The 16252-nt window shown below is 44.4% G+C and carries 15 protein-coding genes; 12 read left to right on the plus strand and 3 right to left on the minus strand.

The genetic code is table 11. The features are described from left to right. The first annotated feature begins 1 nt into the window (after position 1). The 7 genes from DW036_RS18700 to DW036_RS18730 all read left to right on the plus strand — a co-directional run bounded on the left by DW036_RS18700 (position 2) and on the right by DW036_RS18730 (position 7018). The gene (locus tag DW036_RS18700) at positions 2 to 820 is read left to right on the plus strand and encodes an AraC family transcriptional regulator (protein WP_118465730.1); all 819 of its coding nucleotides are present in this window, start codon (positions 2 to 4) and stop codon (positions 818 to 820) included. A 78-nt stretch (positions 821 to 898) separates the two neighbouring features. Continuing rightward, positions 899 to 1306: a pyridoxamine 5'-phosphate oxidase family protein gene (locus DW036_RS18705; RefSeq protein ID WP_118465801.1), complete on the plus strand. Its 408-nt coding sequence runs from the start codon at positions 899 to 901 to the stop codon at positions 1304 to 1306. 102 nt (positions 1307 to 1408) lie between these two features. Continuing rightward, positions 1409 to 2827: a S41 family peptidase gene (locus tag DW036_RS18710; protein WP_118465731.1), complete on the plus strand. Its 1419-nt coding sequence runs from the start codon at positions 1409 to 1411 to the stop codon at positions 2825 to 2827. Positions 2828 to 2866: 39 nt separating this feature from the next. Next, complete coding sequence (locus DW036_RS18715; RefSeq protein ID WP_022391903.1) at positions 2867 to 4195, plus strand: MATE family efflux transporter; 1329 nt, start codon at positions 2867 to 2869, stop codon at positions 4193 to 4195. 96 nt (positions 4196 to 4291) lie between these two features. Beyond that, positions 4292 to 4966, plus strand: coding sequence for an OmpA family protein (locus tag DW036_RS18720; protein WP_007663451.1), 675 nt, complete (start codon positions 4292 to 4294; stop codon positions 4964 to 4966). 106 nt (positions 4967 to 5072) lie between these two features. After that, a complete protein-coding gene (gene mtgA / locus DW036_RS18725; RefSeq protein ID WP_118465732.1) occupies positions 5073 to 5771 on the plus strand; it encodes a monofunctional biosynthetic peptidoglycan transglycosylase in 699 nt (232 codons plus the stop codon). After that, positions 5768 to 7018: a DUF5103 domain-containing protein gene (locus DW036_RS18730; RefSeq protein WP_118465733.1), complete on the plus strand. Its 1251-nt coding sequence runs from the start codon at positions 5768 to 5770 to the stop codon at positions 7016 to 7018. Before mtgA ends, DW036_RS18730 begins: the two co-directional genes overlap by 4 nt. A 231-nt stretch (positions 7019 to 7249) precedes the next feature. Here the strand turns inward: DW036_RS18730 and DW036_RS18735 are convergent, their stop codons facing one another. From DW036_RS18735 to DW036_RS18745, 3 genes are read right to left on the minus strand one after another with little or no spacing between them, the layout of a single operon-like run. After that, positions 7250 to 8395: a cytochrome d ubiquinol oxidase subunit II gene (locus DW036_RS18735; protein WP_118465734.1), complete on the minus strand. Its 1146-nt coding sequence runs from the start codon at positions 8393 to 8395 to the stop codon at positions 7250 to 7252. Between the two features lie 26 nt (positions 8396 to 8421). Further along, complete coding sequence (locus DW036_RS18740) at positions 8422 to 9972, minus strand: cytochrome ubiquinol oxidase subunit I (RefSeq protein WP_118465735.1); 1551 nt, start codon at positions 9970 to 9972, stop codon at positions 8422 to 8424. A gap of 26 nt (positions 9973 to 9998) precedes the next feature. Further along, on the minus strand, positions 9999 to 10226 hold the full coding sequence (locus DW036_RS18745; protein ID WP_118465736.1) for a DUF4492 domain-containing protein: 228 nt from the start codon (positions 10224 to 10226) through the stop codon (positions 9999 to 10001). A gap of 191 nt (positions 10227 to 10417) precedes the next feature. On the opposite strand from DW036_RS18745, the gene DW036_RS18750 reads away from it, so the two are divergent. The 5 genes from DW036_RS18750 (at position 10418) to DW036_RS18770 (ending at position 16241) form a co-directional block, all read left to right on the plus strand. Then, positions 10418 to 11845 carry a TolC family protein gene (locus tag DW036_RS18750; protein WP_118465737.1) on the plus strand — a complete coding sequence of 476 codons (1428 nt, stop codon included), beginning with the start codon at positions 10418 to 10420 and terminating at the stop codon, positions 11843 to 11845. A gap of 27 nt (positions 11846 to 11872) precedes the next feature. Beyond that, entirely contained in the window at positions 11873 to 13090 is a 1218-nt protein-coding gene (locus DW036_RS18755; protein WP_118465738.1) for an efflux RND transporter periplasmic adaptor subunit, read from the plus strand. A gap of 12 nt (positions 13091 to 13102) precedes the next feature. Next, a complete protein-coding gene (locus tag DW036_RS18760) occupies positions 13103 to 13849 on the plus strand; it encodes an ABC transporter ATP-binding protein (protein WP_007663465.1) in 747 nt (248 codons plus the stop codon). Positions 13850 to 13861: 12 nt separating this feature from the next. Next, positions 13862 to 15082 carry an ABC transporter permease gene (locus DW036_RS18765; protein ID WP_118220503.1) on the plus strand — a complete coding sequence of 407 codons (1221 nt, stop codon included), beginning with the start codon at positions 13862 to 13864 and terminating at the stop codon, positions 15080 to 15082. A gap of 100 nt (positions 15083 to 15182) precedes the next feature. Next, positions 15183 to 16241 carry a sensor histidine kinase gene (locus DW036_RS18770; protein ID WP_118465739.1) on the plus strand — a complete coding sequence of 353 codons (1059 nt, stop codon included), beginning with the start codon at positions 15183 to 15185 and terminating at the stop codon, positions 16239 to 16241. Positions 16242 to 16252 lie beyond the last annotated feature (11 nt).

The raw sequence follows: 16252 nt of genomic DNA on the forward strand, positions 1-16252 counted from the left end.
TATGTACAAAGAATACCCACCCTGTAGCCTGCTCTCCCCCTATATTGACAAATATTGGGAATTTAAAGGCAATCCCGAATATGGAATGCGCATCAACATACTTCCCGACGGATGCACGGATTTTATCTTCACCCTTGGAGAGGCTACACAGACGGTAGATGGTAGGCTAACCATGAAACCTTACCGTTCCTACTTCATTGGACCGATGAATAGTTACTCGGAACTGGTAGCTTATGCGGAAACCGTTCATATGCTGGGAGTCCGTTTTCTACCTTCCGGATTATCACGTTTCATACAATTACCCCTGCACGAACTAACCAATCAAAGAATTTGTGCTGATGAAGTAACTAACTTCTTCGATGCCTCGTTTGCAGAAAGACTATGTGAAGAGAATAACTTTGGAGACAGAATAAATATAATAGAAGAATTATTCATCAAGTCTTTATACAAATATGATCTACAAACGGACCCACAGATTGTGTTTGCCATAGAACAAATAAACCGTCATCAGGGAAAACTCCCGGTACAATCATTAGTGGAAGATATTTGCCTATGCCAACGACAATTCGAACGTAAATTCAAAATGAATACAGGATACACTCCCAAAATATACAGCAGAATTATGCAATTCAAGAATGCGGTAGATTTATTGAGGAGTGCTACCTGCGATAACCTGTTATCTACTGCTGTTCATGCAGGATACTATGATGTCCCCCATCTTTCAAGAGAAATAAAAAGGATGTCAGGTAATACCCCCTACTCTTTTCTGGCCCTTCCTTCGCCGGAAGAAGAAGTCACGCTGACTTACGTAGAAGCATAAATGTCGTTTTTATACAATGAAGGAATATCTCCGGCTACTTATATTTGCACCATTCAATTAACAAAACAGATTAAAAAGATGGAAACACTTGAAAAGAAAGCCGCAGAAATGCTTCAAAAGAGCGAAATAGTAGTTCTTACCTCTATTAACCAAGAGGGATATCCCCGCCCTGTACCAATGAGTATGGTTAAAACCGAAGGTATTTCAACCGTTTGGATGTCAACCGGAAACGACTCATGGAAAACAGTTGATTTTCGCAAGAATCCGAAAGGTGGTTTATGTTTCTATGCCCAGGGAGACAGTGTTTGCATGACCGGTGATGTAGAAGTTATCACAGATGCAGACATCAAACAAGAACTTTGGCAAGACTGGTTCATCAACCATTTTCCCGGCGGCCCGACTGACCCGAACTATGTCATATTAAAGTTCAAGGCTAACCATGCCACTTACTGGATAGAAGGAAAGTTCATCCACAGAAAAGTTTAATGAGTATTAAGCTGTGTTCAATAAAAAGATAATCTACCGGAAATTAACTCAATAAAGAATATAAATTCATATATTTGCGTTTACTATAAAACGAACTTATATATGAAAATCAAAACTTTATTATTCCTGTTTATCTGTCTCTCTTTAAGTGCCTGCAAGGATGATAACGATCCAAGTGGTAACGGTGATCGTCCTGATACGCAGGCATGGATAGAGGATACCATGCGCGAACATTACTATTGGTACAATGAAATACCGGCAGCCGGTAAGCTGAATTATGCGAATGATCCGGAAACTTTCTTTAAATCGTTATTGTCTGATAAAGACGGGAAAGTTCGTGGAACCCAACACCAGTACTTCTCCTATATCAAAGCACTCACAGGAGGAAATACGCGTAGTACGATAAATGAAGAGTATTCATACGGCTTTGAATTTACGGGTATTTATGCTGATAAAACACATCAGGACATACTTGCGCTCGTACTATATGTAGTGAAAGGTTCGCCGGCTGATGATGCCGGATTGCAACGAGGCGACTGGATTACAAAAATCAATGATGCTCCGGTGACAGATACTAATTTTGCATCATTATCCGGTGGTGAAGCCTGTTCATTAACAATAGCCAAATGGGACCCGGCAACAAAGAAGTTTGTGCCTCAGAATGAAAAAATAAATTTAGCATCAGCCCGGAAAGTTGAAGATGATCCGGTATATACATGGAACGTCATCGAGAGTCCGGCTAAAAATAAAAAAGTAGGTTATCTGCTTTACAACCATTTCACTGCAGGGAAAAGCGATGATGACACGTCTTACGACGACCATTTAAAATCTCTCTCAGGCTCTGATTTCAACGGAGTGGATGAATTTGTCTTGGATTTACGGTACAACAATGGTGGAGCATTATCTTCCGGTATCTTATTATGTACCATTCTCCAACCGGGAAATCAAATTGGCAGCAAATTAGGTTACCTACAATACAACGATAAACAAAAAAACAAAAAGGTCCAATTTAATACGAACAAGAGTTTACTCGGATCAAACGGGAAAAACCTGAACCTGAAAACACTGTATGTATTAGTAAGTAGTTCCAGTGCATCCGCTTCGGAAATGGTGATCAACTCCCTGGAACCTTTTATGAATGTTGTGGTAATTGGAGAAACAACTGTAGGTAAAAACGTCGGTTCACTGGAATATACAAGCGACGACAAGAAGTGGGAAATGCACCCTATTGTTTGTCAAATATACAATTCAGTAGACTTTACTGATTATGCTGATGGAATAGCGCCGGACGTACAACTTGACGAAGCATTCACATACGTTGATGCTCAAACTGTATCTCCCATTGAAATGTTTCCTTTAGGAGATCCGAATGAACACTTATTTAAAGCTGCCATAGACCTGATTGACGGAAAAGCCACCCTTACCCGGAGTATAGATGCACCGGGCATAGTCACTTATAAGAAGGTCCCTGGTAACTCTATAGACAGAAAAGCAACCGGCAGTGTGATTATTAACAAATAATCCGTAAATTTGCAGTCCGAAATTTACAGACTGTAAATCATGCAAGGAACAAAGAATCTGACTAAAGGGCCTATCAATCGCCAGCTATTTAATCTGGCGATACCTATTATGGCTACTTCCTTTATCCAGATGGCGTACAGCCTGACGGACATGGCATGGGTAGGCCGTTTAGGCAGTGAAGCAGTTGCTGCTGTCGGTGCAGTGGGTATACTCACCTGGATGTCCGGTTCCATAGCCTTACTGAATAAAGTAGGTTCTGAAGTCAGCGTAGGGCAATCTATCGGGGCTCGTAGCGAACAAGATGCACGGCAGTTCGCTTCGCATAATATCAGTATTGCCCTGCTCATTTCTGTATGCTGGGCAGCCCTGTTATTTCTATTTGCCGATCCTATCCTGCATATATTCGAACTGAAAGAGCATATCACACAGAATGCCGTAACTTACCTGCGCATTGTCTCAACAGGATTACCTTTCGTCTTTCTATCGGCCGCTTTCACAGGAATATACAATGCGGCAGGACGAAGCAAAACACCTTTCTACATCAGTGGTACCGGATTGATAATGAATATCATACTCGACCCGCTATTTATCTTCGGTTTTGGCTGGGGAACAGTGGGTGCAGCCCTTGCCACATGGTTATCCGAAGCTACTGTATTCGGTATTTTCATTTATCAGCTACGATATAAAGACAATCTGCTGGGAGGCTTCCCTTTTCTTACCCGTCTTAAAAAGAAATACACCCACCGTATATTCAAGCTCGGGCTTCCGGTAGCTACGCTGAACACCCTGTTTGCCTTTGTCAATATGTTCCTTTCACGTACGGCTTCGGAACAAGGGGGACACATCGGACTTATGGCTTTCACTACCGGAGGACAAATAGAAGCCATTACTTGGAATACCTCGCAAGGTTTCTCTACCGCATTAAGTACCTTCATTGCACAGAATTATGCTGCCGGAGAAAAATCAAGAGTAAAAAAGGCCTGGCGCACTACACTCTGGATGACATCCATATTCGGTACCCTATGCTCATTACTCTTCATCTTCTTTGGAAGTGAAGTGTTTTCCATTTTCGTACCCGAACCGGAGGCTTTCCGCGTAGGCGGTGATTTTCTGCGCATAGACGGTTATTCACAACTCTTCATGATGCTGGAAATTACCATGCAAGGCGTATTCTACGGGTTAGGAAGAACGATTCCACCAGCAATCATCAGTATATCATGCAACTATATGCGTATACCCGTAGCCCTGCTTCTGGTACACATGGGAATGGGTGTAGATGCTATATGGTGGGCTGTAAGTGCAACAACCATTGCTAAGGGACTTATCCTCACACTCTGGTTTATACTTATAAAAAGAAAAATTCTCTAAAAATGGAGAACAAAAGACCTAAACATAACATCAACATAATTGTTATATATCTAACTTTGCATTACAAACATAGTAACATTTTTAAAAGAACAACTTATGAAAAAGATGAAAATTAGTGTACTGCTATTGAGCGGTGCTATATTATTAGGAAGCTGTAGTACGATGAACAATACCGCAAAAGGCGGTGTGATTGGTGGTGGATCAGGCGCAGCAGCCGGTGCTATCATTGGCGGACTTATCGGTAAAGGTAAGGGCGCAGCTATCGGTGCGGCTGTCGGTGCGGCAGTAGGTACAGGTGCCGGTGTTGCCATTGGCCATAAGATGGATAAGAAAGCTGCCGAAGCTGCCAAAATTGAAGGTGCACAGGTAGAGAAAGTAACCGATACCAACGGACTTGCTGCTGTAAAAGTAACTTTCGAATCAGGCATCCTGTTTGGTTTTAATTCATCAGCATTGAGCAATACATCAAAAGCTTCTTTGCGCGAACTGGCCCAGATTCTGAAGGAAGACCCTACAACGGACATTGCTATCGTAGGACATACAGATAAAGTAGGTACTTATGAAGCAAACATGAAAGTTTCAAAAGACCGTGCATATACTGTAGAAAACTATCTGCAGGATTGCGGCGTTTCTCCTGCACAATTCAAGCAAGTGGAAGGCGTAGGCTACAATCAGTATGATGACAGCATGACAGCCAGTCAAAACCGTCGTGTGGATATCTATATGTATGCCAGCGAACAGATGATTAAGAACGCAGAAGCAGGTAAATAAGCTACAAACTACGAGCTACAAGTTACTGCGCTACCAGTCCGAAAGTACTCGTAGCTTGTAGCTCGTAGCTTGTCGTTACTAACCAACAAAAGCCACGACAATAAATATGAAGAAGATTTTGCGAATCCTACGCAATCTGATACTCTTTTTCTTTATCTCCACTATTCTCACGGTGGTGATTTATCGTTTTATTCCCGTTTACTTCACTCCCCTTATGGTTATCCGTAGTACCCAACAGATTTTTAAAGGCGAAAAACCGGTCTGGCATCACAGTTGGGTTTCTTTTGATAAAATCTCTCCTCACCTGCCGATGGCGGTAATCGCTTCGGAAGACAATCGCTTTGCTACTCACAATGGTTTCGATTTCATAGAAATAAAAAAAGCTATGAAAGAGAATGAAACACGAAAGCGGAAGCGAGGAGCCAGTACCATCAGCCAACAGACTGCAAAAAATGTATTTCTTTGGCCCCAATCTTCATGGACGCGAAAAGGACTTGAAGTTTACTTCACCTGGCTTATTGAACTCTGTTGGTCGAAAGAACGGATCATGGAAGTATATCTTAACTCTATCGAAATGGGAAAAGGTATTTATGGAGCAGAAGCTACCGCCAAATACAAGTTCCACACCACTGCTGCTAAACTGACAGCAGGTCAAAGTGCATTGATTGCAGCAACCCTTCCCAACCCCATACGTTTTGATTCCGCACACCCGTCAGCTTACATCCTGCGCAGACAGTCACAGATATTAAGGTTGATGAAGTTAGTTCCCAAATTTCCTCCGGTAGAAAAAGCAGAAAAGAAATGAAGAAAGCCTTGCCATTGTTCTTAATTTGTATACTTATCTGTTGTGGAGCACACGCCCAACGTACAGAAGTTTATAATCCGCATATACATACGGTGCAGGTCATCGCTAACAACGACTATATGGCTCCTGCCGTCATCCGGTTGGGTGAAGGTGAAACTGTAGAAATCTCATTCGACCACCTCACGCACGATTACCATCGTTATCAGTATGTCCTCACACATTGCAATGCAGACTGGACCCCGTCCGACCTTTCCGAAACAGAATACCTGGATGGTTTCAATGATAATCCGATAGAGGATCACGATATTTCCGTCAACACTACTCTGCCCTACACACACTATCGCCTGACGCTTCCCAATGAACAGGTACGTCCCAAACTTTCCGGTAACTATCGTCTGTTGGTTTATGATGATGCAGAGAGCAAAAATAAACCCGCTTTCAGCACTTGTTTCCGGATATTGGAGAAAGAGGTAAATATATCAGCACAAGTCAGCAGTGACACAGAGATAGATCGTAACAAGACCCATCAGCAAGTCAGCTTCAGTATCCAGCATAAGGGATATCCCATTCGTAACCCTCAGAATGAAATCAGAGTACGCGTTTTACAGGATAATCGTACAGACAACGAAGTTACCAATCTTCAACCTTCTTACGTTGGTCCTGACCAGTTACGCTACGAACATAACCGTGCGCTAATATTTCCAGCAGGAAACGAATACCGCCGTTTCGAAATGGTAAGTACACGATATGCCTCACAAGGTGTGGAAAGTATCCGCTATCATGCCCCTTACTATCACGTCACGCTGCAACCGGACCAGCCACGCCTACTAAATTATAGTTATGACCAGGATCAGAATGGGCGTTTTGTAATACGGTATGATGAAGCAGTGGATAACACTACGGAAGCAGATTACTTCTTTGTACATTTCTCTCTGTTATGGGAGAACCCGCTTACAGAGGGAAAGTTTTATCTGCAAGGAGCTTTCACGTACGATGATTTTAATGAAGAGAATCTGTTGAAATACAACCCGGAGACTCACGCTTATGAGTGTGCCCGATTGCTGAAGCAGGGAGCATATAATTATCAGTATCTGTATGTAGCACCCGGAAGTACGATAGGAAGCACCGCACAGGCAGAGGGGAATTTCTATGAAACGGAGAATGAATATCTGATACTTGTTTACCACCGACCCTTTGGAGAGAGGTATGACCGGCTGATCGGTATGCAACAGGTTAGTTATAAATAAGAAGCTAACTAAACAGGTATTTGCCCAGCTCATTTTGCATCTTTACAGTAAGTCTTATAGAGTGTTGACCTTGGTTAACAGGCTTGTCAACGTAGGTTAACAGAGCCGTCAACCAAGGTTGACAGGCCTGTTAACCAAGGTCAACACCCTGTTATTCCTAAGGGCAAACGTTATATTCATTAGTCCTGAACAAAACAATCCCTTATATAAAACAAATGAATCAATAATCTCTTAGTACGAATGCCCTCCGTCCTTCATCTCTTTCTCATCGATCTTATGTATATCAATGCTTCTCCAAGCATAGAAGATATATGCGAGCACAAACGGAACCAAGAAAGAAACATAGAACATCACCCTCAATGTAAACTCACTGGAACAACTGTTTGCGAGCGTCAGTGAACTTTGCAAATCACTTGTAGAAGGATAATAAGCCGTATTATTGTAGCCCGCAACAAGCAGTAATGCCAACACTGCAAGCACCGTACCGATACCTGTAAACCAAATACCCTTATCAAATTTAGGCTTTAACAAACTCTTCCCAATACCAAAAAGCACCAGTACCACCCCAATAAGGAAAAGCACCAACACCATCGGCATTTCAATAAAGTTCGTCAGATACTTATAAGGCTCCATGAAGATTTCTCCCGTCTCCGGTTTCACAGCATATCCATCCGCCAACAGTGTACGGATAACGAATGACAAAAAGAATACCAGGAACAACACCGAATTTCCTATCAGGGAACGACGGCTACGTGCCACCAAATCTTTATCATCAATATTATTAATGAAATACAGAGCACCCAGAATGCGTGAAAGGAAAAATACAGCCAATCCCAACACTACATTCCACGGGTTAGTCAATGCATCCAGTCCGTGCCAGCCATTTGCCCACTGACTGATAACGGGCATCACCGTATTCGTAATGTTGGCTTTATTGACATAGAACTCCGAACCTGTAAAGAACGTAGCTACTGCACCACCCAGCAGCACCGGCCCTACTACACCGTTAATCACCAGAAAAGTGCGATATGTATTCTTTCCTAACAAATTCCCCGCCTTGCTCTGAAATTCGTAACTGACAGCCTGCAACACAAAGCTGAACAGGATAATCATCCACAACCAGTATGCACCACCGAAACTCGTACTGTAGAACAACGGAAACGATGCAAAAAATGCACCACCAAACGTAACCAACGTCGTAAATGTAAACTCCCATTTCCGTCCTGTGGAGTTAATCATCATCTTCCGGTGTTCTTCCGTCTTACCCAGACAGAAGATAAGCGAATTACCTCCCTGCACAAACAGCAGGAATACAAGAAGGGCCCCCAGCAATGATACCACGAACCACCAATATTGTTGTAGAAATATGTAAGACATGAACTTTAATTTTTAATTATTAATTATTAATTATTCTCCGGTCCTTTCTTTATTGCCTTCAACATAATACCGATTTCTGCTATCAGCATAATAGTAAACAGCACCAGGAAGATAAAGAATGTAGCTTGTACGGAACCGACATCCAGCTTAGAGATAGCCGCATTCACAGGCAACATATCCTGTATGGTCCACGGCTGACGTCCGCACTCAGCAACTACCCATCCGGCTTGTCCGGCCAGATAACCCAACGGAATGGTCAGCAATGCCACCCAATGCATCCACTTCATCTTCGACAAATCACGCTTATACGCCAGAAACAGTATTACAATAAAGAATAATATAAAGTAACCGCCCAGCATTACCATCACACGGAACGCATAGAATGTCAATGGTACATTAGGTACCAGATCATTCACATCTTTAATATATCCATAACCGAAATAAGCTACATTTTCTTTCAACGTTTGGGCCGCTACTTTCGCATCTTCCTCGTTACCTGCCGACTTGGCATCACGATAAGCCTCAAACGCACCAATCGCTATCTTTCCACGCTCTATCTTCTCTTCTGCAGAAAGTGCTTTGGTACCATCTTTCAATTCATATCCACCCTCCAGCAGATCTGCAATACCGGGTACAAACGCATCCATCTTTCTTTCAGCAAGCAAAGAGAGCATCTTTGGTATCTCCATCCTGAACAGGAAAGGATCCTGTCCGTCATTGTATGTCTTCTTTTCAGGGTTCAGCATACCAATTGCTACCAATCCGGCCCCTTGCTGTCCCTCGTAGTAACCTTCCATTGCTGCCAACTTCATCGGCTGCGTTTGTGCCACCTGATAGCCCGAACCATCACCGGTCCATGCGGAAAGCACGGCCGAAACCAAACCTACCCAGGCAGCTATCTTTATGCTTGACAATGCAAATTTCTTATCCCGCTTCTTTAGCAGGAACCAGCAGGCAACACCCACCACAAATACAGCACCCAGTACCCAACCGGACAACACGGTATGGAAGAACTTATTTACCGCTGTAGGTGATAATGCTACTGCCCAGAAATCCACCATTTCATTTCTTCCCGTATCAGGATTGAACTCCATCCCTACCGGATTCTGCATCCATGCATTTGCCACAAGTATCCACCAGGCAGAGATCGTCGCACCAAGTCCTGTCAGCCAGGTAGATGCCAGATGGAACTTTTTACTCACTTTATCCCAGCCGAAAAACATGACCGCAATAAAGGTAGCCTCCATAAAGAAAGCCAGAATTCCCTCAATGGCAAGCGGTGCTCCGAAGATGTCGCCCACAAACCAGCTGTAGTTACTCCAGTTGGTTCCGAACTCAAATTCGAGAATCAGACCCGTGGCTACTCCTATGGCAAAGTTGATGCCAAATAGTTTCATCCAAAACTTGGCGGTGCGTTTCCAAAACTCATCCCCCGTACGATAATACATGGTCTCCATGATACCCATGATGACTGCCAGCCCCAATGTGAGCGGCACAAAAATCCAGTGATAAATGGCGGTCAGTGCGAATTGCGCCCTCGACCAGTCAATCAGAGAAGTGTCGATGTGTTCAAGCATAAGAAATCAAGTTATTAATTATGAAATTATAAGCAATTACCAAGAGCACGGTCAATAAGTTCCCTACTCACATACTCCTCCTTATCTTCGCCTACCGCAGATGAGTTCAGATAATTGGGGAAGAAGAATATACGCAATATGAAAAACATGATGAACAGTTTCACCAGAATAATGAGCCACAGAGTTTTCCCGAGCGTCATACCCCGGAATCCATCGACGTAAAACCGCCAGATTTTCTGGATTGTATTCTTCATAATAGAGAATTTATAATCATTACAAATATAAAACTTTTATATTTTAAATAACAAATAAAAGAGCAAAAAGTTAGTCATCGACACAAAAAAGCATTCTGGCGTCGAAAAAATCCGAACCGTCTATCTATTTTGCAGGGCATTTTACGACACCGTATCTTCGCAATCGTAAAACAATATAGTATAACGAAGATATGAGAAACGTAAGAAGATTGACAGTGATAACACTCAGTGTGGCAAGCGCCTGTGTCGGCAGCACGACACTGCAGGCACAGGATGCGACTCCCACTGCAGCGCAGGAAATCACAGTACAAAGTACTTCATCGCAAGATGATGCGGCGCTCCCCTCTCAGTGGGACTTGCAAACCTGTATTGACTATGCCCTGCAACACAACATCACCCTGAAGCGTAACCGTATCAGTGCGGAAAGCGCCGAAGTGGATGTGAAAACTGCGAAAGCAGCCCTGTTTCCCAGTTTGTCGGCAAGTGTCAGCCAACGTATCGTGAACCGCCCCAACAGCGAGACGAATACGATTATCGATGGTGACAACATCACCAGTAGCACCAGTAAGACGTCGTACAACGGTAGCTATGGTATTGATGCCAGTTGGACCCTCTACAATGGTAGCAAGCGCCTGAACACCATCAAGCAGCAGAAGTTGAACAACCGCATTGCCGAACTCAATGTAGCCGAAAGTGAAAATTCTATCGAAGAGAGCATTGCACAAATATATGTGCAGATACTCTACGCTGCCGAAGCTGTTAAAGTGAATGAGAACACTCTTGCCGTCAGTCAGGCCGAACGTGATCGCGGACAGCAGTTGCTGGAGGCCGGAAGTATCGCCAAGAGCGACCTCGCACAGTTAGAATCACAGGTCAGCACTGATAAATATCAGTTAGTGACAGCACAAGCCACCTTGCAAGATTACAAATTACAACTGAAACAACTTCTGGAGTTGGATGGTGAAAGTGAAATGAATCTCTATCTGCCTGTCTTAGGTGATGAAAATGTACTGACACCCCTGCCCACCAAAACAGATGTGTATCGAGCTGCTCTCACTTTCCGTCCTGAGATAGAATCGGGCAAGCTGAATGTACAGGCTTCCGATTTGGATATCAGCATTGCCAAAGCAGGATATATCCCTACACTGAGCCTCAGTGCCGGTATCGGTACAACGAACGCCAACGGCAATGATTTCTCCTTCTCCGAACAGGTGAAGAATAACTGGAACAACTCATTAGGTCTGACCGTGAGCATTCCTATCTTCAACAACCGTCAAACCAAAAGTGCGGTACAGAAAGCCCGCCTGCAAAAACAGACCAGCGAACTGGACTTGCAGGATCAGCAGAAGACATTATACAAGACTATTGAAAGTTTATGGTTAGATGCCAATAGTGCACAACAACAATATGTCGCAGCTGCCGAGAAACTACGTAGTACACAGACAAGTTACGATCTCATTCAAGAGCAGTTCAACCTGGGCATGAAGAATACAGTAGAACTGCTGACAGAGAAGAATAACCTGCTCAATGCGCAACAGGAAACATTGCAAGCCAAATATATGGCTATACTGAATGCACAGTTATTGCGATTCTACCAGGGAGAAGGAATACAATTATAAGTGATTAGTGATAAATAAAGAAACGATATGAGTAAGAAAAAAATTATCATCGTAGCGGTCGGCATCATCATTGTGGCCGGCATAGCTATCTGGATATTTGGTGGAGATGCCAAAAAACGGAAAGTGGTATACGAGACGGCTACCGTAAGTCGTAGCGACATTTCCAACTCTGTGACTGCCACAGGCACCATTGAACCGGTGACCGAAGTGGAAGTAGGTACACAGGTCAGTGGTATCATTGATAAGCTGTATGCAGATTATAATTCGGTAGTGACCAAAGGGCAACTCATTGCCGAAATGGATAAAGTGACCCTGCAAAGTGAACTTGCTTCACAAAAGGCAACCTATGATGGTGTCAAAGCCGAATATGAATATCAACAGAAGAATTACGAACGCAACAAAGGCCTGCACGAGAAGCAACTCATCAGCGATACGGATTATGAGCAAAGCCTCTACAACTACCAGAAAGCCAAAAGTGCCTATGACAGTAGTAAGGCATCTCTTGCCAAGGCAGAACGTAACTTGTCGTACGCCACCATCACCTCTCCTATCGACGGCGTTGTTATCAGCCGTGATGTAGAAGAAGGACAGACAGTAGCTTCCGGCTTCGAAACTCCGACCCTCTTCACCATTGCTGCGGACTTGACACAAATGCAGGTAGTGGCCGATGTAGATGAAGCTGACATAGGCGATGTAGAAGAAGGACAACGTGTGAGCTTTACAGTAGATGCTTATCCGAATGATGTATTCGAAGGTAAAGTTACACAAATCCGTCTTGGAGCAACCAGCAGTTCAAGCAGTACCACTACATCTACCACTGTGGTAACTTATGAAGTAGTGATCTCCGCCCACAACCCGGATTTGAAATTGAAACCGAGATTGACAGCAAACATTACGATCTATACACTGGATAAGCAAGGAGTACTGAGTGTTCCTGCAAAGGCTTTACGCTTTACACCGGCAGCTCCATTGGTAGGCAAGGATGCCGTAATCAAGGACTGCGAAGGAGAGCATAAGGTGTGGACCCGCGAAGGAGATACGTTTACTGCACATCCGGTCAGCATCGGTATCTCTAACGGAATTATGACGGAAATTACAGGTGGCATCAATGAAAATACGCAAGTCGTAGCAGATGCGGTAATCAGCACAGGCAGCGAACAGGCAACTGTAACCGAAGGACAGGGAGACAACGAAAGAAGTCCCTTCATGCCTGGTCGTCCGGGAGATAACAAGAAGAAAAAGTAATATCAAAACAATATGAGTAAAACAGTCATAGAATTGCAAAATATCCGGCGTGATTTCCAGGTGGGCGAGGAAACGGTACATGCCCTGCGCGGCATCTCCTTTTCCATTGCCGAAGGAGAGTTCGTCACCATCATGGGTACGTCCGGTTCCGGTAAATCGACACTGTTGAATACCCTGGGCTGCCTGGATACTCCCACCAGTGGAGAATACCTGCTGGACGGTATATCCGTACGTACCATGAGTAAGCCTCAACGCGCCATATTACGAAACCGAAAAATCGGTTTCGTATTCCAAAGCTACAATTTGCTGGCAAAGACAACTGCCGTGGAGAATGTAGAATTGCCTTTGATGTATAATGCTTCCGTCTCAGCAGCCGAACGCAGACGCCGAGCCATAGAAGCTCTGCAAGCCGTAGGACTGGGCGACCGTCTGGAACATAAATCGAACCAAATGTCGGGTGGACAGATGCAACGTGTAGCCATTGCCCGTGCCTTGGTAAACAACCCTGCCGTAATCCTTGCCGATGAGGCAACAGGTAATCTGGACACGCGTACTTCTTTTGAGATATTGGTTCTTTTCCAAAAACTACATGCCGAAGGACGCACCATTATATTCGTTACCCACAATCCCGAAATAGCCCAGTACAGCAGCCGGAACATTCGTCTGCGTGACGGGCACGTGACGGAAGACACGGTAAATACGAAAATTCTCTCGGCAGCAGCGGCACTGGCAGCATTGCCGAAAAATGATGAAGACTAAGAAATATAAATTATGAACGGAACAAACCTTTTCAAAATAGCCCTCCGCGCCCTTGCCAACAACAAGCTTCGCGCCTTCCTCACCATGCTGGGTATCATCATTGGTGTGGCCTCCGTTATCACCATGCTTGCCATCGGACAGGGTTCGAAGAAAAGTATCCAGGCACAGATATCGGAAATGGGCTCGAACATGATCATGATTCACCCGGGCGGTGATATGCGTGGTGGTGTCCGTCAAGATGCTTCTTCCATGCAGACTTTAAAACTGACCGATTACGAAGCACTACGGGATGAGACTAACTTCCTGGCAGCTGTCAGTCCAAACGTATCGTCCAGCGGACAGCTTATTGCCGGAAACAACAACTATCCTGCCTCCGTAAATGGTGTAGGTACCGAATACCTCGATATTCGTCAGTTAAGTGTGGAAAGCGGTGAAATGTTCACCGAAGCCGACATTCAGAATGCAGCAAAAGTCTGTATCATAGGTAAGACTATTGTAGACAACCTCTTCCCTGACGGACAGGACCCTATCGGACATATTATCCGCTTCAATCAGGTTCCCCTACGTGTAGTAGGTGTGCTCAAAGCGAAAGGATACAACTCCATGGGTATGGACCAGGATGAAATCGTGCTGGCCCCCTACACCACCGTAATGAAACGTATGCTGGCCGTTACCTATCTTCAAGGTATCTTTGCCTCTGCCCTCTCCGAAGATATGACAGATTATGCCACGGACGAAATTACCACCATCCTGCGCCGTAATCACAAGCTGAAAGAAAGTGATGACGATGACTTCACCATCCGTAGCCAGCAAGAACTCAGTACGATGCTGAATTCTACCACTGACTTGATGACCACACTTTTGGCATGTATTGCCGGTATTTCTTTGGTAGTAGGTGGTATCGGTATCATGAACATTATGTATGTCAGTGTAACCGAACGTACCCGCGAAATCGGTCTGCGTATGTCCGTAGGAGCACGTGGCGTGGATATTCTTTCACAATTCCTGATTGAGGCCATCCTTATTAGTATTACAGGTGGTATCATTGGAGTCGTCATCGGCTGCGGTGCCTCATTCATTGTGAAGAACGTAGCCCACTGGCCCATCTACATCCAGGCATGGAGTGTATTCCTCTCCTTCGCTGTCTGTACCGTCACTGGTGTATTCTTCGGCTGGTATCCGGCTAAGAAAGCAGCTGATCTGGATCCGATAGAGGCAATCAGATACGAGTAACAGTGATTAGTGGTTAGTGATTAGTGAATTTAACTACGCTGCATAGCAATTAATCACTAATCACTAAACGCTAATCACTAAATTTACCTATTTTTGTAATATGATTATGCAAGAGCCCAAAACACGCCGGATTGTAGAAATCCTTATTCATATCATCGGATGGGGCATCGTTTTTGCCTTTCCATTTCTACTGATGAACCGCAGTGGATTCACAGTTAGCTGGGTAGACTACCTGCGTCATGGCAGTGCAGTGCCGGTATCGTTCCTTATCGTGTTTTATATAAACTACTGCTTCTTTATTCCTCGCTTTCTGTTTGAGGGACGAATTAAACAGTATATCATACTGAACTTCCTACTTATACTTTGCACTGCTATTGGTGTACACTTCTGGCAGGATTTCATCTTCCATACCTATGTGAAATCCACTGCTCCCAAGCGTCCCGGACCTCCCAGTTGGATATTTATCCTGCGCGATGTATTCTCAATGGTTCTCACTGTTGGTCTGGCGGCTGCAATCCGCATGAGTGGTCGTTGGGTAAAAGTGGAGGCTGCCCGTCGTGAAGCAGAGAAAAGCCGTACAGAAGCTGAATTGAAAAACTTGCGTAATCAACTGAATCCGCACTTCCTGCTCAATACCCTGAACAATATCTATGCCCTTATCGCTTTCGATAGCGATAAAGCACAAGCTGCTGTCCAGGAGTTGAGCCGTCTTTTGCGCCATGTTCTCTACGATAACCAGCAAAACGTCGTTGCCTTGGGTAAAGAAATGGACTTCATCCGCAACTATATCGAGCTGATGCGTATCCGTCTTGCCTCCAACGTGACTGTAGAGACCCAAATCGATGTCCGTGCCGATAGCCGTACGGAAATAGCCCCACTCATTTTCATCTCCCTCATAGAGAATGCCTTCAAACATGGCATCTCCCCTACTGAGCCCAGCTTTATCCGCATCCATTTCAGCGAAAGTCCCGGTCAGGTGTGCTGTGAAATAACCAACAGCTACCATCCCAAAAGCCAAGCTGATAAAAGTGGAAGTGGTATAGGGCTGGAGCAGGTACGGAAACGTCTGGAACTGACCTATCCCGGTCGGTATGAATGGAAGCAGGGAGTGAGTGACGACGGGAAAGAATATAAATCAATATTGGTGATAGGGTTATAGAGTGATGAAGC

Source organism: Bacteroides sp. AF39-11AC (assembly GCF_003474285.1).
Classification (GTDB): domain Bacteria; phylum Bacteroidota; class Bacteroidia; order Bacteroidales; family Bacteroidaceae; genus Bacteroides.

Coding starts and splice junctions, on each gene's coding strand:
- DW036_RS18700 (WP_118465730.1), top strand. CDS start 2: ATGTACAAAGAATACCCACCCTGTAGCCTGCTCTCCCCCTATATTGAC.
- DW036_RS18705 (WP_118465801.1), top strand. CDS start 899: ATGGAAACACTTGAAAAGAAAGCCGCAGAAATGCTTCAAAAGAGCGAA.
- DW036_RS18710 (WP_118465731.1), top strand. CDS start 1,409: ATGAAAATCAAAACTTTATTATTCCTGTTTATCTGTCTCTCTTTAAGT.
- DW036_RS18715 (WP_022391903.1), top strand. CDS start 2,867: ATGCAAGGAACAAAGAATCTGACTAAAGGGCCTATCAATCGCCAGCTA.
- DW036_RS18720 (WP_007663451.1), top strand. CDS start 4,292: ATGAAAAAGATGAAAATTAGTGTACTGCTATTGAGCGGTGCTATATTA.
- mtgA (WP_118465732.1), top strand. CDS start 5,073: ATGAAGAAGATTTTGCGAATCCTACGCAATCTGATACTCTTTTTCTTT.
- DW036_RS18730 (WP_118465733.1), top strand. CDS start 5,768: ATGAAGAAAGCCTTGCCATTGTTCTTAATTTGTATACTTATCTGTTGT.
- DW036_RS18735 (WP_118465734.1), bottom strand. CDS start 8,395: ATGTCTTACATATTTCTACAACAATATTGGTGGTTCGTGGTATCATTG.
- DW036_RS18740 (WP_118465735.1), bottom strand. CDS start 9,972: ATGCTTGAACACATCGACACTTCTCTGATTGACTGGTCGAGGGCGCAA.
- DW036_RS18745 (WP_118465736.1), bottom strand. CDS start 10,226: ATGAAGAATACAATCCAGAAAATCTGGCGGTTTTACGTCGATGGATTC.
- DW036_RS18750 (WP_118465737.1), top strand. CDS start 10,418: ATGAGAAACGTAAGAAGATTGACAGTGATAACACTCAGTGTGGCAAGC.
- DW036_RS18755 (WP_118465738.1), top strand. CDS start 11,873: ATGAGTAAGAAAAAAATTATCATCGTAGCGGTCGGCATCATCATTGTG.
- DW036_RS18760 (WP_007663465.1), top strand. CDS start 13,103: ATGAGTAAAACAGTCATAGAATTGCAAAATATCCGGCGTGATTTCCAG.
- DW036_RS18765 (WP_118220503.1), top strand. CDS start 13,862: ATGAACGGAACAAACCTTTTCAAAATAGCCCTCCGCGCCCTTGCCAAC.
- DW036_RS18770 (WP_118465739.1), top strand. CDS start 15,183: ATGATTATGCAAGAGCCCAAAACACGCCGGATTGTAGAAATCCTTATT.